The organism is Peribacillus phoenicis, assembly GCF_047238085.1.
In the GTDB taxonomy this organism is placed as follows: Bacteria; Bacillota; Bacilli; order Bacillales; family DSM-1321; genus Peribacillus.
Genome location: NZ_JBDFMF010000001.1, coordinates 1,566,603 through 1,589,243 on the forward strand (window position 1 = coordinate 1,566,603; position 22,641 = coordinate 1,589,243).

Genomic DNA, 22,641 nt, shown 5'->3' on the forward strand with positions numbered 1-22,641 from the left:
ATATCCTGCTTTTCGATGATATATTGCTGTTTTCGGAGATATATCCTGCTTTTCGTCGATAAATTGCTTTTTTTCGGAGATATATCCTGCTTTTCGATGATATATTGCTGTTTTCGGAGATATATCCTGCTTTTCGTCGATATATTGTTGTTTTTCGGAGATATATCCCGATTTTAAATTAATGTCAATGTATTAATAGCTTTAAAGCCTTGGTAATACTGATTTCTCAGTTACTAAGGCTTTATTTATTAAATAATGAAAAGGAGCAGATTGGCTGACTGCATTTCATAGATTTCCATATTCTATCTTGCATAATCCATGTATCATTTTACTTTTTTCTTGTAATTAGCATACTACCGTGTCCTCTTTACCGACTTCTATCAGTTAACTGCATAAGTTGAGGTAGTGAGTGTATATAATTTATAAACGTTCGCCATAAAGTTCTTTTTCTTCAATTGGATGAAAAAGAGTGAATCCTTTTGAACAAAATACAAACCTTCTATCTATCTCGAATCCAGCCTTATTCAAAATTTCAACAGTTCCATGCGAACCTGTGCCAGCATACCCGCAACTACAACCTGATAGGTGCAGCTCATTTCCTTTTTTGTCTATAAGGATGAGATCGCTATCAAGCAAATTATTATCTTTATTAATTTCTTTAACAATTTTTGCGATTTTAAAACGATCAAAATGATCTTTAACTGCTTCGAATAACGCAATACTTTTATTGGTAACACCGCGGTTTTCACCGTAATCTTTTATGACGAATACTTCCCGCTCATATGACTTCTTATATAGTTTGTATTTATGGTAAGTGATGTCATTAATTTTACATATAAGTGGACTATTACTATCCAGTTTTTGATTAAACATTGCACCCCTCCTAAATAGTTAGTTTATTAAGTTTATTAGGAGAAAAAGAGATTAGTACCAAGAAGCTGTTAATAGGCAAATTTTTTTCATTTCTGATTCTCTTTTAATTGATAGGGATGAATCGTGATATCGAATGGAGCTGTTAGAGGGAAGTGGAAAAATGAAAAAAACACCTAAAGGGTACTTTCAGGTTGACAACAAAAGGAGGTTCGGAATCCTCCCACCCCGAACCAGGATTATAAAAGAAAAATTGATTATCGTTCATGTTCTTATAGTGGATTAAACGAATGAAACCCTCACTAGATTGAAGAAATTTGCGAAACTCCTGCCGAACAACTGGCTAGCCGATACCCCACATACGCTTGGCAGACAGTCGGCGGAAAGGGAGCGGATTGCTGAAATCAGCTGGAACTTATTAAAAAAGAAAATTGTTCCTTCATGTAAAGGCATGACGAGTTTGTTAAAATTCCAAATATAAATTTTTGTCTTTTTATGTAGTAGATTATCAGAATAATTATAGGGTAGGGTCCACTGAAAAGCATCTTAATTTAAAATCCCCTCATACTCATTACATCTTTTGAAGCATAAAAAATTCCGGAAAAGGGACACTTGTTCATGCGTGTCTCTTATCCGGGTATAATTCAAGCTAAATACTATAGCCCTTTTTTATTATCTTCAATGGAGTAGTTTTTTTGTTCACTTTGTATTTTTTTCATATATTTTTTACCCCAATCTCCCATAATGTCCAGTACTGGGATAAAGCTTTTCCCTTGTGGTGTTAGCGAGTATTCTACTTTAGGAGGAACTTCTTTATACACCTCTCTGTGAACCATTCCGTCTTCTTCCAATTCTCTCAGTTGTCTTGTCAATATTCCTTTTGAAATGCCCGGTAACAACCTTTGAAGTTCGTTAAATCTTCTTGTTTGTCGACTTATATACCATAAAATAACAATTTTCCATCTTCCAGAAATTACATTTTGAGTAAGTGTCAAAGAGCATACTTCTTCTTGTTCTTCAGGAGGCGGTTCTCCTTGGAAATTAAATCGAGCGATTGATTGTATTTTCCCCTCTCTCTCATAATGGTCCTATTTTTGTACTATGTCATAAAAAAATGCCTACTTTTATTATTGTGACCGTGGAAATAGTATATACCTGTACTTAATAATTCAACAAGTTCACGTATATCTCTGGAAAATGAAGGGGGCTATATAAATAAACCCATTAAAAATTATTTTACTAAGATATCAATACACAATTATTAAGGGTTATTGATGGAGAAATTATTTAGATTCTATTGTCGCCCTCTAATACGAAAAAATTAAAATCGGAGGAAAAAGGATGAAAATATTAGTTACAGGTGCAACAGGGAAATTAGGGACAAAGGTTGTAGAAACGTTATTAAAAACTGTACCAGCGAGTCAATTAGCTGTTAGTGTACGAAATCCAGAGAAAGCAGAAGGATTACGAGCTCGCGGAGTAGAAGTTCGACACGGAGACTTTGATAAATCAGAAACATTAGATGCTGCTTTTTCAGGAATTGATCGGCTTTTAATAATATCTACGTTTGGGGATCATGAAACAATAATGAGACAGCATACGAATGCTTTAATTGCTGCTCAACATGCTCAAGTTAAATTTATTGCTTATACTAGTGTAACAAATGCAAGTCAAAGCAAATTTTTCCTCGCTCCACTACATAAAGCTAGAGAAGAAGCTATTTTGAAAACAGGTATTCCATACTCGTTTTTAAGGAACAATTGGTATTTGGAAAATGAAATCGGAAGCATACAAGGCGTGATGGCAGGAGCACCTTGGATAACATCAGCAGGAACAGGAAAAGCAGGCTGGGTACTTCGACAAGATTTAGCGGAGGCAGCATCAAATGTATTGACCGGAGAAGGACATGAAAATACGGTTTACGAACTTTCCGGTAAGCCAATGACTCAAGAGGAATTAACATCTGCCCTTGGAGATGTATTAGGGAAAGAAGTACCTCTACAGCATATCGATGATATTGCTTATGCGAACATGATGAAAGGTGCAGGGGTACCAGAAGCCTACCTCCCTATGCTTGTAAATACGCAAAAAGGTATTCGAAATGGTGGATTAGAGATTGAGAGCAACGATTTAGAAAAATTACTTGGTCACTCTTCTACACCAATAAATGAAGCTTTGAGTCAAATTGTCGATCAAATATCCCAAACAGGAGATTAAGTTTAATCAAAAACACCTCCTCATATGTAATGGAGGTTTCCTAACAATGGGAAAAATAAAGTATGCATCCTAATGAGTGTTGTAAGTTTATTAAACATCTCTAATACATTCTCCTGTATTTTTGAGGTTATTATAATTAAGATTTTTATAAGCGTACCATTCATTCCATCCATCATTCCAAGAATATTACGTGACCGTCTATCCATGGGTAGGCGGTTTTTTATGTTATTAGTAAAATAAGTGTGTGCCTAAACATCTTCTGTATGTTTTTATAAATCATTGAAAGGCACTCATTGTCTGGTGCTTTTTCACTGTGTATTAAATGTGTAATTTAATTATTTTGGGGACAAGCACAAGCACAATTTAATAATTTCCATAATATAAAACAAAGCATGATATGGAGGTGAATTACATGGGACAAGAAAAAGAGGAAAAAAATAATAGTAAGAAAGATAAATATTATAGTAATAAAGATAAAAATAATAGTAAGAAAGACCATAAGTCTAAAGAAGAAAAATGCTGTTTTAAATTGGAATATAGTTTTAAACTAGAGAAATGCAGTAATGAAGAGGATAATAAATGTTGTAAGAGTAAAGATAAAAATGGCAGCAAGAAAAAAGAAGATAAAAATGGCAGCAAGAATAAAGAAGATAAAAATAACAGCAAGAAAAAAGAGGATAAAAAATGATGTTGTGATTGCAGTAAAAACAAGAAACAATTGCTAACACCATTAAGGGTTAGAACCCATTTCCTTGGAGCATCCATTCATTGGGTGCTCTTTCTTTTGGAAAGTATCATACAAGGGTATGAGAGTTACTCATATGTATTCAGCTAAAAACATAATTTTGGTAAAATTTCAGTTGACGGAAATCAGTTTTATTATAAAGGAAAGACATGGTGCAGAAGAATATGACAACCCCTCTTTGTCATACCCTTTATAAAAAGATAAAGGTGTGACAATTCTGAGTATGAAGAAAAACGACCAAATCGTTATTTATATAGTAAAAGGCTCAACAATTAAAAGGTTTTTAATCCTAGATCTAATTATTGGATCAGGAATTTTTTATGTGGTCAAATTCATTTCTTCAAGTATATTAATAGCGAGTGCGAGCAGTTTTATTGGAACAGAAGGAATTAAAAAGGCACCGAAAGTTCTAAAAAATGCAATTGGATTAATATCCTAAAGGTTATGAATTCCACGAAATGGAGCTTTGTTTAACAAGAAGAGAATACATATTATAAACGCCTGATATGTATTCTCCTTTTTATAAGGATACAACGTTGGCGTTTCTACATATTTTTCCATACATTTGCATACTTCTTTTTATATTTTGCATCCTCTTCTTTTTCAACTAAATTCAGTGCGATTTGCTTTATTTCTTCATCTTTTATTTCATTAAATAAGTTCCTAAGTCCTTGAATAATATCAAAACGAATTAACGTGTAGTTTTTTTCATGAACGCAATTTAAATACCGATCAACAAGACTTTTTATTACCATTTCTTTTTGCTCAGCGCCAGCTAGACCTATTTTCCATATAGATTGTAGGCTATGCCTTGCGGTGACGAATTTTTTATCTTTTGCCACTTCCCAAACCAATGGGAAATCCGTTAGCATTCTTTTTTCAGGATCACTTTTCGCCAAACTGCAAAGAAATTGTGCAGCCCTTGATCTTCGGTGGTTATCAGAATGAGTTAAATCCTCCTTCAATTGGTTCCATACATCATAAGCCCAGTCCACCTCTTCTTTGGAAGAAGCAAGGATATGATTGTAGGCTTCGTATTGTAAGTCCTTATCTTGAGAAAGTAAATTTTCAAAAGAAGTTTGTATAGCACTATCCATTAGAAAAACTCCTTCTTAAAATATGATAGGCAGCCTCTCATCACTGTTGTTCTGTCCCGAATAGCCAGCTAGTCCAATTATAATTATTTCAAATGAAAAATATACTTACAATAAGTTTTTTCGAGAGGCGGGCCAGTTTAAGCCGGCATAAAGCTCGCTTGGTGAAATATTTGAAGTTGAAAATATACCAATAACCTAATTAGGCTGTACTGAACGTATACATATATAATGATTCATTTTAATTAGGAGGAAATTATGACAAATCCACATAAAGTGAAACCCTATTTATTGACACGAAGTTTGCAGCCGGAAAATCAGGAGACACCGATTCATTTCATCAATAATGATAGCATGGAAAACCAATTATTTTATAGAAGGAACCACTTTTCTTATCCGACTCTTTCCTATTCAAACTATTGGCTCCCTATAAATGGGTTAGTATCCGCCCCTTTGCTACTGTCCATGCAAGACATTCTTCAATACCCATCAAAAACTTTGGAAGTTGTCCTGGAATGCTCGGGTGACAAGCGTAATCTCTTCGAACCTAAAATATTTGGAGAACAATGGGGAAAGGGAGCTATTAGCCAAGGTAGGTGGAAAGGTGTACCATTACAGACATTACTTGAATTATCTGGAATAGGGGAAGGGGCAAAAGAAGTTGTCGTGGAGGGTTATGATTATGGAAATAGGAAAGATCTAGATGAGATTTATACCTATACCAGGAGTTTGCCTATCGAGAAAGCACTGCATCCAGATACCATTATTGCATATGAATATAATAACCAGCCAATTCCTTTTAAACATGGTTATCCATTGAGGTTAATCGTTCCGCAGTGGTATGCAATGGCATCTGTTAAGTGGATAAAGCAGATAAGTGTTATTAATTCTACATTCAATGGGCCGTTTCAAACAAATGATTATGTGTATTATCTAAATAAATACAATAATGAAGGCGCATTTCCAGTTACTACAATAAATATCAATTCGACTATCCAAAAACCGCTGGATATGGAAATTATAAATACTGGTAAGCATGCAATAAAAGGAATTGCATGGACAGGAAAAGGAGTAATTACAAAGATGGAAATTAGTCTTGATGGTGGCTATACATGGAGAAACGCCGATATATTACCTCATCAGAATATTGGTTATGGATGGGTTAGTTGGTCATTCGAGTGGAATATATTAGAAAAAGGTGAGTACACGATTAAATCCAGAGCAACAGATTCATTTGGTCAAATTCAACCGAATTTTCCTTTTTGGAATAAAAAAGGTTATGGGTATAATGCCATTGATCAAATTAAGGTTAAGGTAGAATGACTATTAATTTATTTTTAGATAAAGTAACGGGAGAATAAATTATTGAAGAAGAATATAAGTGATCCAATCGATAGGAAAAAAATCAGCCGTGATTATCTTTGAAATTGGTTAAATCAATTTAGTTAATCGTAGAAAATTACCAGGAACGTCGGACAAAGAGTCGCTCGCTTCCGTAGCAAGAAACTCCTTCAGTGGATATAGTGTTAAGAAAATGAGAAAAGTCGTTCCTGGATTTGGCCAAATAACGGTTTTGTGTTACAGAGAAACACCCTTCCAAAAGAGTTTAGGAGGGTTTTTTGGCATGGCCAATTTAGACTGAATAAGGGAATTGTCAGCCTATTTAGCAGGGTAGTTGAGATGCGCGTGAAAAGCAGTATAGAATTCTCAAGTCTCCAAATATTAAATGAAAGGAGGGCTGCGATATCGACACTTCGTAATTCATTTTTTGGGACTAAAATGCATTGAAAATACAGCAATAGTTATTTTAATAGGAGTGAACCTAATGAAGTTAACAAGAGTATTTTTTATAGCAGTATTTCTTTTTACTTATTTACACCTTCAAACTTACTCTTATGCAACAGAAATTAATGTTTCTGAAAAAAGTAGAGTTTTGTTAAAAGTTAAAGATACTAAAGGGATTAGTTATGATGTTTATTTTTTTGCTCCTAAAGAAACTAAAACAGACTATTACCTTTGCAGCACAGGCGATGAAGTATTTATAGGTAATTATAGTTTTCTAATTCAAAAACAAGGTGAAAAAGAAATAAAAACGACATCCATCATATTAAAGGATTATCCTTATAACAAAACCCAAAGAACTGTGTTTCCGATAATATCAAAATCTTATCCTGATATTGTGATGGTTTCAAATCAATTAGACTGTAACACAAAGGCGGGCTATCTGTATTATGTTGATAATGAAAAAATAGTATCAGTAAAGAGTGCTTTGTCCTATACTTTACCGCCAAGGTTCAATGAGAAAAATGAGTTAGAAACAATGAGTTATTACAATATGGAAGATTTACCTTGGGTATTAAATACTTATGAATTGGATTTAAAGAGTAATTCATTGAAAATGATAGATAAAAAATCTTTGTCTTTTGAGGAAGGTCAGAAGATAAAAAATAAATGGCAATGAATTAATTCTTTGATGAACTACTGCTGAAACGCCAAAATAGGCGTTTTTTTATTTGAAAACATGCAACACATAAAACTTCCGATTACCATTTGAACAAAAAAAGGAGCATTATGTTCCTAATCTAATTTAAAAGGTGAGATGTGAGAATTCCACTTAGGAATTGAGTGTCCTGGGTTTTTAATCGGTCTATTCCGTTTTAGTCTCCAATTCACCATTAACTCGATATATCTTTCTAGGTCTTCCTTTAGCTGTCGGTGCTTATTCACCAATTATTTCGGCAATCTCTTGCTCGACTAAACCGTATATCGAAAAAAATAAAAACTTGTAAATTTAAAAAATGAGTTAATAATGGCGGGTTTTAAAATTCTCAATGTGAAAAGATATCTGCAGGTTTTTTGAGAAAAGATTGATTGAAACGGAACATACCATCACTAACATCCCCATAGTTAAGGGAAGTACATGGATAAAAGTGAATGAATTAAAAAATTATACTCTTGTCTATATAACCGTATTAATATTAATAATTCTTTTATCTGGAGACACAAGGGGAGGGGTTGTTGTAATCCCTCTTTTTGAAATCAATATATTAATAGGAAGAAATACGTCTAAATTACCCCGAACAGAGGGTAAATGCTTTTAAAAAGTTTGTTAGCAAAGTAAGTAAAATAGAAATTTTCCGCTATTGGAAAAAATAACTTCATTGTTAAATTATTGTTATTACCTTATAATTTTTCTAGAAACATATGAAATGTTATGAATAGGAGAAAAGTATGAAAAAACTGTGGACGATTTTAGTTTCATTTTCGTTGTTAATTAGCTTATTCCCGCAATTAGCATCGGCATCACCAAGCAAAAATTTTGAGCAAGAACTTACAAAGTATTTAAAAGAGGTAAGCCTTGTAAGGGGGTTTGAAGTGACGAAGGATGATATTGAAACATCTCTTTCTTTTTACGATGAAAGTATTAAAAACTTTGAATCTATTGGTGATTTAAAAGAAGCCTTAGGCGAAGTCATTAAGGCAGATTTAAGTAATTTAGATGCCATTTATGAAGATTATAATCTGACTAATGAGAGCCTAATTAATCTATTACACGAAAATGGCGAAGAACTAGACGATTATATCTTTATCTGGGACTTAGATGAAGCTGTTTATTTCTATACAGAAGAGGGCGATTTTGAACGCGATCCAAACTTTGACAAAGAATTAGTCAATTATTTAGCCAAAGTTAGCAAGGAAAGAGGCTTCGAAGTAACAAAAGAAGATATCGAAGCGTCATTGGAACTTTATGATTTTAGCCTGGAAGAATTTGAATCTGTCGAAGAACTTAGCGAATTCTTGGGTGATGTCATAAAGGCAGATCTAAGCAACTTAGATTATTTTAATGAGAATTATGGAATAGATAAACAAGCCTTGCTTCAAATGTTGGAAGAAAATGGTGAAGACATTAACGATTATATATACATAGATAATCTTGAAGAAACTGTTTGGAACCTTACTGGTGGCGGGATGGATGGTGAGGTTGCAGAAGATCTGCTTCCCATTTTCGAGGAAGAACTCGGTTTGACGGAAGAGGAACTACAGCGGCTTGAAGAACACTTAATGTCTTTGGAAGAGCATCTTTCCAATCCGGAAACAGTCAAGCAACTAGAAGCATTGGGCAACCGCATGATGGCTTTCGAGGAATTCGATGTAGCAACCGAGCTTACAGCTGAACAGATAGCTGAAATGGCATCAATCTATGAAGAATTACTTTCAATCTTTAAGCTTAATGTATCCTATTCCCTTGTGAAAAGTGGCTCGGAATCACCTGTATCCCTTATGGATTTAATGAAATTGGAAGAATTGAAGGGTGCTAACCTGAAGATAGCGATATATAATACTGACGGAAAGTTCTTGGCTGATCTTTTAATAACAGGTGAAATGGTCGATTCTGACACTCTTACCAATGCAGGCGGGCAAATAAAGGAATCTGCAAAAGAGGTGCAAAAAACCATTGAAAAGGCACCAGTTGCTAAACCAGTAAAGCAAAAGATCAGTACTCATACAAATTCAGAAAATCAAACCGTAAAAGGGGCTAAACTGCCAAATACCGCTTCCGATTATTTGCCTAGCACCCTTTTAGGACTATTTCTTGTCTTGTTCGGAAGCTTGATGTATCGAAAAATCAGGAAAGCTTAATATGAAACAATTAAAGAAAAAGCGTTTGCTTCTGCTTTCTTGTACAATTGCCATTATTTTATTTGGAATTTGGTTTTCCACATCCAATATGTATAAGTTTGCAAAAGGCTACTTTCTTTACAAGACTCATGCTCCAAGTAGCCAAGTAGATGAAACTGTACAGAAACCACCAAGTAATAAAACAACAAAGAAAGAGCTATATCCTGTCCGCCCTAAAACGGGTGAAGAAATCGGGGAACTGTATATACCCAAACTAAAAACAAAACTCCCTATTTTCCATGGCACAAACGAGGATGAATTGGAAAAAGGCGTTGGTCACTTTGCAGGAAGTGTGCTACCTGGTGAAAATGACAATTCCGTTCTTTCCGGTCATAGAGATACGGTATTCCGTAAACTCGGGCAAGTTGGCGAAGGAGATTTGTTGATAGTAACAACATCGGCAGGAGAGTTCACATACAAAATCAAAAAAGTTCGAATTGTGGATGAGGATGATCGAACCGTGATCGTACCAAAACCACGGGCAACGCTAACCGTCAGTACCTGTTACCCCTTTGATTATATCGGGTCAGCACCTGAACGCTATATACTTGTCGCTTATTTGACTTCAAAAACAGTAAGTTAATCATCAAATTTCTAAAAACAAGAGTCCCAATAAGGAAAACCTATTGGGACTCTTTTAATTTCTATTTAGAAAAGAAAACGAAGGTGAAAGTAATATCACTTTGATTTATTTATATTGTTACGGTATCCTTATTACTCACTGAAGCGGATTTTAATATTTTATGATAATAAATATAAGAGCCGGCTATCAAAATATATCCGATAATGAAAAGAAGCCATCCACTGGCAGGGTCCCCCACTGATATGCTTGAATACATAGCACCCGTCAAATCAAATACAAAACCTGCATAAGCCCATTCCTTGATTCTTGGAAAGCCTGGAATAAGTATAGCCACGACACCTAATAATTTGGCAATTCCAATGAAGGGTAGGAGGTAGGTGGGATAACCTAAATGATTAAATAAAGCGACTGCATCGGGAACAGACAGTATATCCGGAATAGAGCCCAAAACCATTAGTGCCACTAAAAGTCCTGTGAAAATCCAATAAATAATTTTTGTTTTTTTCATCTATTCTCATTCCCTCCCTTAGATTGACATTCTAATCATATTCCACTTTCCTTTTATTAATGCATTCTATAAAAAATTATTGAGATTCAACAGTAATATCACTAGTGCAGCATGAATTCACGAGTAAACGTACTGAAATCACGAGTAAATAGCCAAAATTCACGAGTAAACGTCGCAAACTCACGAGTAAAACAGCAAAATTCACGAGTAAACGTCGCGAAATCACGAGTGCATCACGAAATCACGAGTAAATAAGCTGACTTCACGAGTAAATAGCTCAAACTTACGAGTAAAACAGCAAAACTCACGAGTAAACGGCGCGAAATCACGAATGCAGCACGAAATGACGAGTAAACGTACTGAATTCAAGAGTAAACGCCGACTGTCTGCAAAGCCTCATCAAAGCATGCATCTAGCGGGCCACGGCTAGCCAGTTATTCGGCAGGAGTGTTCCAAATTTCTTCAATCCAGTGAGTTTTCATCTCATATAAAACAGTAAAAAATCATGACATGATTAGCTTTTCTGCTTTTATCCCTGGAAATGATGGCATATATGAATAATAACATTGCGAACACTATATATTAGCCCCTGTTCCAGCACTTGTAGGTACAACTTTATCTTAAAAGTTTATTGATTTAAAAGAATTGATTAAAATGACGCATATCCCGACACAGGAAATCGTGATGAGGGAATACATTAACTTTAAGTCTTTCAGTATAATAATTCCCGCAATTACTATGAGAGAATCAATGATAAAAATAATAATTCCAGGATTAGTTGCTGTGGTTTTAGAGATTAATAGTGCTAGTAAATCCACTCCACCGGGGCTAATATGTTGTCTCAGCATAAAACCGACACCAATCCCAATCGTCATTCCGCCGATAATGGCACTTGTTATGATCGGTAGATGAACCAAACCGTTTAGTGGTGTTAGCCAATCAATAATGGTTGATGTAAAAGCTAACCCAAGGATGGCATTAAAGAAATAAGACTTATCGTATAGAAGAGATAAAAGGTATATGGGAATATTGATCATGATCATGGTATGTCCAACCTGGATTCCCCAAACATATTTGATTAACAAACTTATTCCAAATATCCCGCCATTTATTAGATGAATGGGAACGATAAACAGGTTAATACCAATTCCAATGCAAAAACTTGAAAAAAGCAGAGTAACTAACTTTTTCATTAATACATTCCCCTTGTCCAAATCATTATCTTAAAATATATGAGAGGAATGTAAATATATACTCAGCATATGAAAGTACCAGTGCAATTTGTGAATTGTTGGCTTTGTTCTTCAGAAGATATTCTGAAGAGACAGGGGATTACGCTGGATCAAAATTAACGCCGTCTCCTGGAGGCCATGAGGTAATTTGGGCAAAAAAAGAGACACTCAATAAAAAGTGTCTCTTTTTTTGGCATTTATATGTCTTCATGGGGCAAGTCAGTTTAATGATATAAGAATTTTTTTACCTTGGAAAATAGGTTGAATTTAGCCTTGATTATTCAAGGTGCTTTTTTTTGATAGGCGATTTGTAATGGTATCTTCTTGCGGTGATGTTTGCCGTATATAGAAGGCCAGTATGAATGCAACTATGGTCAATCCTGTTGCGATCATGAATGCATCATCCACTCCCATTACGCTGCCTTGTTTAATGGCCATCGCCATTTGTGATGTATTATCTGGTGATATATTCTTTTGAGATAAGATTTCCTGTACATGTTTCGTTCCCTGGTTTGTCATGATGGACACAAAGAACGCCATACCAACAGCGCCTGCTACCATTCTCAATGTATTGACCATTGCTGTACCATATTTATTTAGGCTAAGTGCCAATTCATTTAATCCAGCTGTGAAGATAGGCATCATCAGTATCGACATTCCGAACATTCTAATCGTATATACCCATACCACATAAGAATAGGACGTATCTGTTTCTAGCCGCGCTAAAAGATAGGTTGTAATGATAGTGATGGCAAGTCCGCTCACCGCAAGCCATCTTGCACCAAATCGATCAAAAAGCTTACCTGTAATAGGAGACATGATCCCCATTAAAATCCCGCCAGGCAATAGCATCAGACCAGATTCCATCGGAGTAAACCCACGGATATTCTGCATATAGATTGGCATGATGATCATTCCGGAGAACATACCCATAGTTGCGATGACGTTGATGATTGTCGTTAAAGTGAACATCCGATACCGAAAAATTCTAAATTCCAAAATAGGATGAGATACAGTGAATTGCCTCCAGACAAATAAAGCTAAACTGATTCCTCCAACTAGGAACATCGTCAGTACTTCAGGACTGCCCCAGCCCTTGGTGCCGCCTGTAGCAAATCCATATAGAACTCCGCCGAATCCGATAGTGGATAGAATTACACCCAGTTTATCGAGTTTAGGCCGGCTGGTTTTCCCTACTTTTTTAATGATGAAAATGGCAAAGATGAAGTCAAGCAGGGCGAATGGGAAAATGATGAAAAACAGAACCCGCCATGAATAGTTTTGGATAATCCACCCTGATAATGTCGGTCCTACAGCTGGGGCAAAATTCATCGCGATACCAAATATGCCCATTGCGAAACCGCGTCTGTTAGGCGGAAATAAAGTGAAAATTACATTTGTAATCAACGGGAACAAAATCCCCGCACCTGCAGCTTGAACCACACGTCCGATCAATAAGACGGAGAAGCTGGGGGCAATTCCACATAAAAAAGTTCCTAATGCAAAGAGTCCCATCGAAGCAAGATATAATTGTCTTGTATTGAATCGTTCCATTAAGAAAGCGGTAATCGGGATGACAATCCCATTGACCAATAAGAAGATTGTTGTAAGCCAATTAGCTGTTGCAGCTGATATGTCAAAATGAGTCATTAATTGAGGCAATGCGATATTGATTAAAGTCTGATTTAAGAAAGCGACTAGAGCACCAGCCAGCATCACCGCAAACATGGGGCCTGTACGAATTTTAGTGATGGCTGTTTTGTCGTGATTCATTATTATGGCACGTCCTTCCCGCTAGGAAGTACAAATTGTACTGCCAGCGATTTTTAAAAGTTATAGAAACTAATTCGTCTCACGAAGTATCAGTGTAAACCAACCTATATTTTTCAATAAAATATACCATTTAAGGAGATTCACCTCAATTTACGGCTTTTTTGAGATGTTTATTCTTTATTAACATTAACCACTCACTTGACAATATTTCAGGATACATTCTCTTGGAAATCCCCCAGGTTAACATCCATTCTACAGGTATATCATATTTCAAACAATAATCACCAATATAATACTTACAATGTACCAGAGAAATTTTTGCACTAGGTATAAATACTTTAACATTCTATCATTCGTATTCACTAAAAAATAGTTAATTGATAAAAAGGTGTGATGAACAATAAAATCATGCATTTTCCGTATATTGAGAATTAATATTTTTTAAATATTCAAAATAATTATTGCAATCAATGTATTGGTTAATTATAATACAAAACATAACAAATAAAAAAAGTCGTTTTGAGGGGGTGAAAGAATTTAATATTGCAGGGATGAATATCACTTTTAGGCATTTCCCTTTTCATTATTTTTTGGATTGCATGGACAAACTTGAGATTAAAAGCATTGAATTATGGGGTGGGGAGCCTCATTTGTATGTTTATCGCAACATACTAGGAAATATAAGGAGTTTGAGAAGGGAAATTAAATCTTGTTTCACAAGAGGAATCATGGAAGTATGCAAGTGACTCAATCTTTCAATTAACCAAAGTAGCTGAGAAGGAAGGTTTGATGCTTAAAAGCCATCGTTACAAAGGAAGTTGTACTCTAGAGATTATGGGATCAAATTATTATCAAAATCCAAGTGATGCAATCATGAAATCTATTGAAAAAGTAAGGGAATTGGGAATTTAATCATCTAATTTGGAGGAACTCTTTATGAGTAATGGCACACTTACACGAAAACTGGGTTTTTGGTCTGCTCTAGCAATTGCTGTTGGAACTACTATAGGATCGGGTATTTTTGTCTCATCTGGTGATGTTGCAAGGGCTGCGGGTACTCCTTCCATTTCTATTCTAGCCTGGATAATAGGCGGGGTGATTGCCATACCGCAAGTAATGGTTCTGGCCGAGTTATCGACAGCATACCCCCAAAATGGAAGCGGTTACGTTTATTTGAATAAAGCTGGGTGGAGGCCTTTGGCATTTTTATATGGATGGGCCACTTTCTGGGCGTTGGATCCTCCATCCATATCGATTATGGCTTTAGCGATTGTTTCTTATTTAGCAACCTTTTTCCCATTTTTCTCAGGAGTTGCCGGGAAATTATTGGGTATTGCGATCATCCTGCTCATCACATCGATTCATTATCGAAGTGTGAAAGAAGGAGGTCTTTTCCAAGTCATTATCACGGCTATCAAGATCATTCCTTTCCTGATCGTCATTGTGCTGGGAATAATGTATATGAACCCTGAAAACTTTGCTTATACTCCAGGACCTGGTGCCCAAAAGTCAAGTTTAATAGGCGGTGTATCTGCAACCACATGGGCATATACGGGGATGGCTGCAATTTGTTTCATGGCTGGGGAGTTCAAAAATCCAGGGAAAATACTTCCCCGAGCTCTTATTAGTTCGGTATTCATCGTGTTGGCTCTATATACGCTGCTAGCCATTTGTGTCATCGGCTTGATGCCATTTGAAGAATTAATCAACTCCAATGCTGCTGTTTCCGAAGCTGTAAAATATATTCCGGGATTATCGGATATTGCATCATCATTTGTGGCCATTACGGCGATTATTGTTATCTTGGGTTCGCTAAGCTCTTGCATAATGTTTCAGCCCCGCCTTGAGTATGCAATGGCAAAGGACGGACTATTCTTTCAACGCTTTGCGAAGGTCCATCCTAAATATGAAACTCCAAGCTTCTCCATCATCGTTCAGGTTACGTATGCATGTATTCTTGTGTGCTTCAGTAATTTAACAGTGTTACTTGGCTATTTCACACTGATTCAATTGGTTATTAACATCATGGACTTTGCCGCTGTTTATAAATGTCGTAAAAGGGATGATTATAACCCAATCTATCGTATGCCAATGTGGAGATTAACGACGGTTTTAGCTATTCTTGGAGCATCATGGCTGGCTTGGGGAACTTTTACTTGGGCGCCTATTCAAGGAGTGATTGCAGCAATGATCGTCATCGCAACAGGTCTGCCGGTTTACTATTATTGGGAAAGGAAATATGGATCCAAGAAAAATAACGACAGCGATATCGTGGCTTAGCAGAATGTTAAGGGAAGTTGGGCCTTCTCTTGACAAACGCACTAAAATTTAAAATAAAACAATTGTACAAATTATTATGTTTATATATAATACAAGACATAACAAATAAACAGAGATACAGGGAGGAAGCTGTTGATGCTAAAGTTTGATGAAGAGTTATTTCTAAATCTTGTAGAAAAAGAGGGCCTTGCTTCTAGAGGCCAGATTGAAGAAATCGTAGATGGAATCACAAAAAGGGGCTACAGCAATATTTTTCTGATCGGCGCTGGTGGCACCATAGCCATGATGTATCCATATGAATACATTTTAAAATCAAATTCTACCATCGATGTCCATGCAGAAATTGCTGCTGAGTTCATGGTGATGAATCATAAGCATTTCAGCAAAGATTCAGTCTGTATTTTTACATCTGTATCCGGGACTACTCAAGAAACAGTTGCAGCGGCTGAATATTGTAAAGGAAAAGGCGCCACTACAATCGCTTTAGTTGCAGAGCCAAATACTCCGTTAACACAAATTGCGGATTACTGTATAACGACAGGTTCTGAAACGCACTCTTTTGATACTTTCTTTATGCTTTTGTACATGGTCGTCTTCCGTTTCATGCATAACAACAATGAATTCCCGCAATATGAACAATTCACGAAGGAGGTTTCTCTACTTCCGCGTGCAATTCTAGATGCCGTTAAATCTTTTGACAAAAAAGCAGAGGAATTTGCCATTACACATAAAGATACGGATTACCACATGATGGTCGGTTCTGGTAACCTATGGGGAAACACTTATTCATATGCAATGTGCATTTTAGAGGAAATGCAATGGATCCAGGCGAAATCCATCCACGCTGCAGAGTTTTTCCATGGTACGCTTGAACTTGTTGTTGAAGATACAAGTGTTATTTTACTAAAAGGAGAAGATGAAACTAGACCGCTGATGGACCGTGTAGAGAGATTTGTAGAAAATATCTCGAAAAATTTAACGGTTATTGATACCAAAAGCTTTGAAATGGAAGGTATCAGCGAAGAATTCAGAAAGCACTTTTCTGTTAGTATTAACTGGTCAGTATTAAGTCGAATCAGCGTTTACCTTGAGCGTGAAAGAAATCATCCATTAACACTTAGAAGATACTATCGCCAAATGGAATATTAAGATATGTGGAGCACTACTTAGTAGTGCTCATTTCTTAAGTTTAAAGAAAGCGGGGGAAAAAGATGAGAACGGTTTCAATCGGAGATAACTGTATGGATGTATATCAAAGGAAAGGGGAGGTCTATCCTGGCGGTAATTCTTTAAATGTGGCTGTCTATTTAAGAGGGTTAGGTGCTGAATCTGCTTATATTGGCTGGGTGGGCTCCGATCAATACAGTGAAAAAATGGTTAAAGCGATTCAGGAAAAAGGTGTTGATATTTCTCATCTTTCGCGGAAAGAAGGAAAAACAGCTGTTACTTTTGTTGAAATGGTAGGAAATGACCGCAGGTTTGGAGAATACGACGAAGGTGTCATGGAACATTTCTGTTTAACGACGGAAGAACTCCATTACATTCAAACATATCAGCTTATACATTCAGGGATTTGGGGACATGCGGATAAGTACTATTCCTTTTTTAAAGAAAAAGGTATGCTCACGTCTTTTGATTTCTCAGATCAGCTAGATCATGATCTGGTGAAGACTTTACCTCAGTTTGTTGATTATCCTTTTTTCTCTTATACGAAGGATGATGCTTTTATCCGCCAGTTTTTAAAGGATGTAAAAAGTCAAGGAGCTAAAATTGCGGTCGCCACTTTAGGTGAAAATGGTTCACTTGCCTATGATGGCATTCAATTTTATCAATGCGGTGTCGTTGAAGATAATGTGGTCGATACGATGGGGGCGGGGGATTCCTTCATTTCCGGTTTTATTTATGGAATATTGAAAGGCCAATCCATCGGCAATTGTTTAGAATTGGGCACTGAGTCTGCTGCGAAGACAATTAGATATTTCGGTGCGTGGTGACTGGGACTGGAAATAATGTATAATAGATAATAAATAATAAATAATAAATAATAAATTTTGACGGATAAGGATGAATTTAATATGAATTTAAATCCTTCAACCCCCCAGCCATTATATATGCAAATAAGGCAAATGTTGAAGAATGATATTCAGAACGGTAAATACAAACCAGATGAACAGATCCCAACCGAAGCAGAGCTTTGTGAAACTTATAACGTTAGCCGCATTACCATACGAAAAGCAATAGAGGAATTGGTGAAGGAAGGAACACTGACACGTATTCCGCGCAGGGGTACCTTTGTTGCATCTAATAAGTTTCATAATGAGTTGTTATCCATAAGTGGATTCTCAGAGTTTAGTCATCAGCTTGGGAAGATACCGAATTCCCGGATTTTAAGAAGTGAGGTCATAGCCGCCCCAAAAGATGTTGCAGGTCATCTCCTCATTGAAGAAGGAAGCCCCGTTCTCGAACTTGAGCGACTCATGTATGTAGATGAGCGTCCGCTTTTCTACGATACCGCTCATTATTCGTTACTTCGTTTTCCGGATTTAGAAAAGAAGATTGCAAGGGATGAATCAACTTATAAGATCCTTTTGGAAGATTACCATACAGAAATAGTCAGTAACGATAAAATTATCGACGTGATTGGTGCTACAAAAATCTATGCTAAATATTTAGAATGCGATATTGGCGCAAATTTATTTAGAATAGTGAAGATTGCTTTCGATGCAAACGACCAACCTGTGCATCTCTCGACGTTCATGTGTGAAACCAACAAGGTTAATCTGACTGTTCATCGGGCAAAATAGGTCATGCCAATAATTTGGCATGACCTATTTAAATATCTAGTTTTGATTTTCCTCCTCCAATCTTTCTTCTTCGGTCATCGCATTTAAAATATCCTTACAATTAAAACATAAGATTTTCTTGTTATCTAACAGAATGCCGTTCAGAAAACCAGCCGTACAATATACATCACGTGCACAGCGAACACAAGGGCCAACTAGTTCATCCATCTATTAATCTCCTTAATCAGGAATCGGGTATAGTTTGGTGTTCTATTTTGAATAAAGGTAAAGGCCAAAATCTTGCATAACGGAAGTGTGCCCCATTTGCCGCAGCATGGTTGCTATATTGCCACGGTGATATGATCCGTGAGTGACAACGTGTAATACAGATTCGGGAATGGAAGTTTCAAGCAAGCCAGCATATGGGTTATCCACGACAATTACCTTTTCCATATCCTCTGTACTCAGAAGTGCTTTGTTTTTTTCATATAAGTCTATAAATATTTTTTTCATTTCCCCAATACTTTTCTTTTCCACCCCTTCTTTTAATTGATTAGAAAATGCCATTGCTTCATTCATACTTTTACCTGAGATAATGTCAAACCACGCGTAATCTGTGAGATAAATATGAGACAACACTTTTGATACCGACGAAAAACCAGTCTGAATTTCCTTATGGTAAATGTGCTGTGGAAGTTCATTTAGCCGATCAATGATGACTTCATTTGCCCACGCGTGATAGTTATACATTTCTAATACTGGCTCGGGATGATTCATTTGAAAAACCTCCATATACACTAGTTTTTTCGTATTGAACAATTTATGCAGGAAGAACAAAAAAATTCAGGTGTTTTTAAAAAAGTATAGTATATGTAGTTCTCTTATATATATAACATTTCCTCCTAATGATTCTATCGGTATGTCTGCTCATCGCGAATATACCATGATAAAAAAAGAGGTTTTGAGATAAGACAAACTGCTTAACATTCTGAGTATAAAAAATGAATTGTTAGTGGAGTACCACATAATGGCATTTTTTCTTGCAGGAAAATAGCTCCTTATATCGAACTGATAGTAAAGGAGATGGTAATATGAATCTAAGGGTCAAATATAGGCTTTATATCCATGTAGACGGAAAACTTATTCCAGAACAGTATGACCGATACGAGATACTAAACGTCAGAGAAGGTATAGATCCAAATGATACTAAGGATTACGAAGAGCTTATTAAAAAATTGAGTAAGTCGATTAATCGGCCCGTAAATGAATTTGAAATAAAGAACTATGAAACAATGTAATGGCATCCCCTCGGGGATGCTTTTTATTTGGAGTAGGAGCGGTGAATCAGGAAAATTTGAACTTTCAGCGTTATTTAATAAAACAAGAAAATGCCATTGGCAATTTAGAGGGATCAGTTATTAAACAGGCAGTGAAATAATCAGGATGCACTAATATACAATTTGGTCAAAAATCACTGATAGAATAAGATAAAGCCACTCTCTTAATCGAGAGTGGCTAGTTAAAAGCGTTGGTTATTGTAGACAATGAGATGAATTAATTATGAACTTATGATGTTTCATCCTGCCGTGAATTTTTTTGTAAAAGATCACGGATTTCCTTTAAATATTGCTCGGATGCCGGTACCGCTTCCAATACCTCTTCCTCGTTCGCTTGTTTTTTTCTGATAAGAGAATTCGCTACCTTCATAAACATGAAAATCGCAAATGAAATGATCAAGAAATCAATCACAGCTTGGACAAATTCACCGTATTGAACAACTGCTTTTCCAACTGTAATCTTTAACGAAGAAAGATTGATCCCCCCTAATAAAATTCCTATTAGCGGTGTGATAATATTATTGACTAGTGATGAAACGATCTTCCCAAAAGCAGCCCCCATTACTACAGCTATTGCAAGTTCGAGAACGTTTCCTTTGGTAATAAACTCCCTGAATTCCTTTATCATCGTAACTACACCTTTCTATTTTCAATTGATAAAAGCATATCAGAAACATGGTGAAAATTGAATAGTGTAAGAGGCATCCATAATTCAAAAGATAGGACCATCCATCCGTTTGATCATTTGAATCCTTAAGTTTGTCGCAATGACGGCAGTCCGTTCATAGAGGAAAGACTCTGGCTTCCATTCAATAAACGTTAAAGATCCGTTATAATAGCAGGGTCTTTTATTAAAAGGATTTAATGTAATGGTCAGAGACCCAAAGCTAAAAAAATTAAAAAAACCATTCAATAAAAAAAAATTAGTAATGGGAGGCAGATGGAGAACGGCTAAAAGCGTCAACCTTCAATGTCTAGAAGGCAGGTAAAGTAGCTTTCACTAACTTGCCATAGAAGGTGAATATAAATGTATTCGTTTGGCGATAATTATATTATTGTACTACCCCCTAAGTGGTACTCCTCCATTGTTAAAAGCCCTTCTCTTAATCGAGAGGGGTTTTTTTTGTGTTAATTTTTATATTCGGGATACTGTACGGCACTCAAAAGGGAAGTGTGTATCGACCTTTTTAATAATAAAGGAGGATTTTACGTTTCTTTTGAAGAATGTTTTGACGAATGGGGGTGGAATAATTGCGACAAGAAATTGAACAGGATTTAACTAAAGAAGATATTTTTAGAATGATTGTTAAGCACCTTGATGTATTTCCATTGACTAGTGTAGAGGCAATCAGAGAAGTAATCAGAAGTTCATTAAATCAAAGAGGCTTGATAGGGGGGATAACCAAACGAACAGGACCTGCTTCCATAACATATAACCGGAAAATATCAGACCAAGATATCCAATTCATAAATGATTGTATTTGTGATCTATTAAATAGCCGCGTTATCCAACCTGGTATTAATGATGATAATCTGGATTTACCATGGATTTCTGTATCTGATAAAGAGAAACTTAAAACATTGGTGAACTCCCTGGCATAACTTTTTACATATAAAAGCCCTTCTCTAAATCAAGAGGGGCCTATTTTAGGTTAGAATTTCTTTATCCGGTAATTTCAATTTTCTATATCCTTCATACTCAATTAATTGTATTATTTAACCTGTAAGATGGGATTCAAACATATCGATAATTTCAAGGAAACGTTCGGCCTCACGGAAAACGTGATCAGCCAATAGTGGATGAATGATGCTCTTGATTTTGCATTCTTCGATTAAATCTCTGGCGGTTTTCTTAAAGTCTCGAAGTGATACGACGGAAACACGGTTCTGATCTAGAAATTGATCCAGAAGAGGGGCCGTTTGAGATTGTGGTTTCATGGACTCTAAGTCTACGGCTTGAAAGACTAATTGATCAAAATCATTACTAAAGTTTCGCGCCATATCCACCAGCTTTCTTTCCGATGGATCAAGGAGATGTCCAATGAATTTTGCATGATCCGCCATTATTCTTAAAAAGAAAACATTTTCCTTGATGATGGCATCTGCAAGTGGTTTCAATTTACCTTCATTTAATTCTATTAATCGTTTTCTAAAATAATTGGCTTCTCTGCTTGTATGGTCGACTAGAAGTGGGAAGTTGTTTGCACCAGGCAGTTTACAGGTGAGTATTAATCCTAATACCTTCCTTTTAAACAAAAATATGCCTGTGGCAGCTTGTTGCACCTCCGCGTTAAATCTCCTGATCTGTTCTGGATCTGCTTGATTTGTAAATGAATGGGATTGCTGTTCTATCCGTTCAAACAAAAGATAAAACTGATTAGCTTCCTCAATTAGCTGTGTATCTTCACATCTAAAACCTAGTCTTAGAAATAACGAGTGTTCCTTCATTATTCTTGACCAAAAACGAATCTCATCTAAAGAGCGTTCAACAAACATTCCAGAGTTTTTCCTCATATTTTCCTGTGTGTTCTCACTCATA

The 22,641-nt window shown here is 36.0% G+C and carries 22 protein-coding genes; 12 read left to right on the forward strand and 10 right to left on the reverse strand.

Features of this window, described 5'->3' with window-relative positions; all coding sequences use genetic code 11:
- Positions 1–420: 420 nt before the first annotated feature.
- Together ABC374_RS07590 and ABC374_RS07595 are read right to left on the reverse strand one after the other, a co-directional pair.
- A complete protein-coding gene (locus tag ABC374_RS07590; RefSeq protein ID WP_413016767.1) occupies positions 421–873 on the reverse strand; it encodes a hypothetical protein in 453 nt (150 codons plus the stop codon).
- Between the two features lie 653 nt (positions 874–1,526).
- Positions 1,527–1,925, reverse strand: a complete 399-nt coding sequence (locus tag ABC374_RS07595; RefSeq protein WP_350302093.1) for a winged helix-turn-helix transcriptional regulator — start codon at positions 1,923–1,925, stop codon at positions 1,527–1,529.
- 286 nt (positions 1,926–2,211) lie between these two features.
- Between ABC374_RS07595 and ABC374_RS07600 the strand changes: the two genes are divergently transcribed.
- Together ABC374_RS07600 and ABC374_RS07605 are read left to right on the forward strand one after the other, a co-directional pair.
- Positions 2,212–3,087 carry an SDR family oxidoreductase gene (locus tag ABC374_RS07600; RefSeq protein ID WP_413016769.1) on the forward strand — a complete coding sequence of 292 codons (876 nt, stop codon included), beginning with the start codon at positions 2,212–2,214 and terminating at the stop codon, positions 3,085–3,087.
- Between the two features lie 412 nt (positions 3,088–3,499).
- Complete coding sequence (locus ABC374_RS07605; protein WP_413016771.1) at positions 3,500–3,775, forward strand: hypothetical protein; 276 nt, start codon at positions 3,500–3,502, stop codon at positions 3,773–3,775.
- Between the two features lie 602 nt (positions 3,776–4,377).
- On the opposite strand, the gene ABC374_RS07610 is transcribed toward ABC374_RS07605, so the two are convergent.
- Entirely contained in the window at positions 4,378–4,929 is a 552-nt protein-coding gene (locus ABC374_RS07610) for a hypothetical protein (RefSeq protein WP_413016773.1), read from the reverse strand.
- A 255-nt stretch (positions 4,930–5,184) separates the two neighbouring features.
- Between ABC374_RS07610 and ABC374_RS07615 the strand changes: the two genes are divergently transcribed.
- The 4 genes from ABC374_RS07615 to ABC374_RS07630 all read left to right on the forward strand — a co-directional run bounded on the left by ABC374_RS07615 (position 5,185) and on the right by ABC374_RS07630 (position 10,189).
- Entirely contained in the window at positions 5,185–6,249 is a 1,065-nt protein-coding gene (locus ABC374_RS07615; RefSeq protein WP_413016775.1) for a sulfite oxidase, read from the forward strand.
- Between the two features lie 502 nt (positions 6,250–6,751).
- Entirely contained in the window at positions 6,752–7,387 is a 636-nt protein-coding gene (locus ABC374_RS07620; RefSeq protein ID WP_413016777.1) for a hypothetical protein, read from the forward strand.
- A 770-nt stretch (positions 7,388–8,157) separates the two neighbouring features.
- Positions 8,158–9,567 carry a processed acidic surface protein gene (locus ABC374_RS07625; RefSeq protein WP_413016779.1) on the forward strand — a complete coding sequence of 470 codons (1,410 nt, stop codon included), beginning with the start codon at positions 8,158–8,160 and terminating at the stop codon, positions 9,565–9,567.
- 1 nt (position 9,568) lies between these two features.
- Positions 9,569–10,189: a class D sortase gene (locus ABC374_RS07630; protein WP_413016781.1), complete on the forward strand. Its 621-nt coding sequence runs from the start codon at positions 9,569–9,571 to the stop codon at positions 10,187–10,189.
- 109 nt (positions 10,190–10,298) lie between these two features.
- On the opposite strand, the gene ABC374_RS07635 is transcribed toward ABC374_RS07630, so the two are convergent.
- From ABC374_RS07635 to ABC374_RS07645, 3 genes are all read right to left on the reverse strand, one after another.
- The gene (locus tag ABC374_RS07635) at positions 10,299–10,697 is read right to left on the reverse strand and encodes a DoxX family protein (protein ID WP_413016783.1); all 399 of its coding nucleotides are present in this window, start codon (positions 10,695–10,697) and stop codon (positions 10,299–10,301) included.
- Positions 10,698–11,317: 620 nt separating this feature from the next.
- The gene (locus ABC374_RS07640; protein WP_413016785.1) at positions 11,318–11,890 is read right to left on the reverse strand and encodes a YitT family protein; all 573 of its coding nucleotides are present in this window, start codon (positions 11,888–11,890) and stop codon (positions 11,318–11,320) included.
- Between the two features lie 306 nt (positions 11,891–12,196).
- Entirely contained in the window at positions 12,197–13,702 is a 1,506-nt protein-coding gene (locus ABC374_RS07645; protein ID WP_413016787.1) for a DHA2 family efflux MFS transporter permease subunit, read from the reverse strand.
- Between the two features lie 936 nt (positions 13,703–14,638).
- On the opposite strand from ABC374_RS07645, the gene ABC374_RS07650 reads away from it, so the two are divergent.
- The 4 genes from ABC374_RS07650 to ABC374_RS07665 all read left to right on the forward strand — a co-directional run bounded on the left by ABC374_RS07650 (position 14,639) and on the right by ABC374_RS07665 (position 18,786).
- Positions 14,639–15,982, forward strand: a complete 1,344-nt coding sequence (locus ABC374_RS07650) for an amino acid permease (RefSeq protein ID WP_413016789.1) — start codon at positions 14,639–14,641, stop codon at positions 15,980–15,982.
- Positions 15,983–16,117: 135 nt separating this feature from the next.
- Positions 16,118–17,131 (forward strand): SIS domain-containing protein, encoded by a 1,014-nt coding sequence (locus ABC374_RS07655; protein ID WP_413016791.1) that lies wholly within the window; start codon positions 16,118–16,120, stop codon positions 17,129–17,131.
- 62 nt (positions 17,132–17,193) lie between these two features.
- Positions 17,194–17,976 (forward strand): fructoselysine 6-kinase, encoded by a 783-nt coding sequence (gene frlD, locus ABC374_RS07660; RefSeq protein WP_350302104.1) that lies wholly within the window; start codon positions 17,194–17,196, stop codon positions 17,974–17,976.
- Positions 17,977–18,057: 81 nt separating this feature from the next.
- Complete coding sequence (locus ABC374_RS07665; protein ID WP_101221531.1) at positions 18,058–18,786, forward strand: GntR family transcriptional regulator; 729 nt, start codon at positions 18,058–18,060, stop codon at positions 18,784–18,786.
- A 36-nt stretch (positions 18,787–18,822) separates the two neighbouring features.
- Here the strand turns inward: ABC374_RS07665 and ABC374_RS07670 are convergent, their stop codons facing one another.
- The gene (locus tag ABC374_RS07670) at positions 18,823–18,993 is read right to left on the reverse strand and encodes a hypothetical protein (RefSeq protein WP_413016794.1); all 171 of its coding nucleotides are present in this window, start codon (positions 18,991–18,993) and stop codon (positions 18,823–18,825) included.
- A 42-nt stretch (positions 18,994–19,035) separates the two neighbouring features.
- A complete protein-coding gene (locus tag ABC374_RS07675) occupies positions 19,036–19,542 on the reverse strand; it encodes a DinB family protein (RefSeq protein WP_413016796.1) in 507 nt (168 codons plus the stop codon).
- Positions 19,543–19,856: 314 nt separating this feature from the next.
- Between ABC374_RS07675 and ABC374_RS07680 the strand changes: the two genes are divergently transcribed.
- Positions 19,857–20,063, forward strand: a complete 207-nt coding sequence (locus ABC374_RS07680) for a hypothetical protein (protein WP_413016798.1) — start codon at positions 19,857–19,859, stop codon at positions 20,061–20,063.
- A gap of 268 nt (positions 20,064–20,331) precedes the next feature.
- Here ABC374_RS07680 and mscL read toward each other — a convergent pair whose 3' ends face one another.
- Positions 20,332–20,730: a large conductance mechanosensitive channel protein MscL gene (gene mscL, locus ABC374_RS07685; RefSeq protein ID WP_413016800.1), complete on the reverse strand. Its 399-nt coding sequence runs from the start codon at positions 20,728–20,730 to the stop codon at positions 20,332–20,334.
- A 623-nt stretch (positions 20,731–21,353) separates the two neighbouring features.
- Here mscL and ABC374_RS07690 point away from each other — a divergent pair.
- A complete protein-coding gene (locus ABC374_RS07690) occupies positions 21,354–21,704 on the forward strand; it encodes a hypothetical protein (protein ID WP_413016802.1) in 351 nt (116 codons plus the stop codon).
- A 114-nt stretch (positions 21,705–21,818) separates the two neighbouring features.
- Here ABC374_RS07690 and ABC374_RS07695 read toward each other — a convergent pair whose 3' ends face one another.
- Positions 21,819–22,640 (reverse strand): DUF2935 domain-containing protein, encoded by an 822-nt coding sequence (locus ABC374_RS07695; protein WP_413016804.1) that lies wholly within the window; start codon positions 22,638–22,640, stop codon positions 21,819–21,821.
- Position 22,641: the final 1 nt, after the last annotated feature.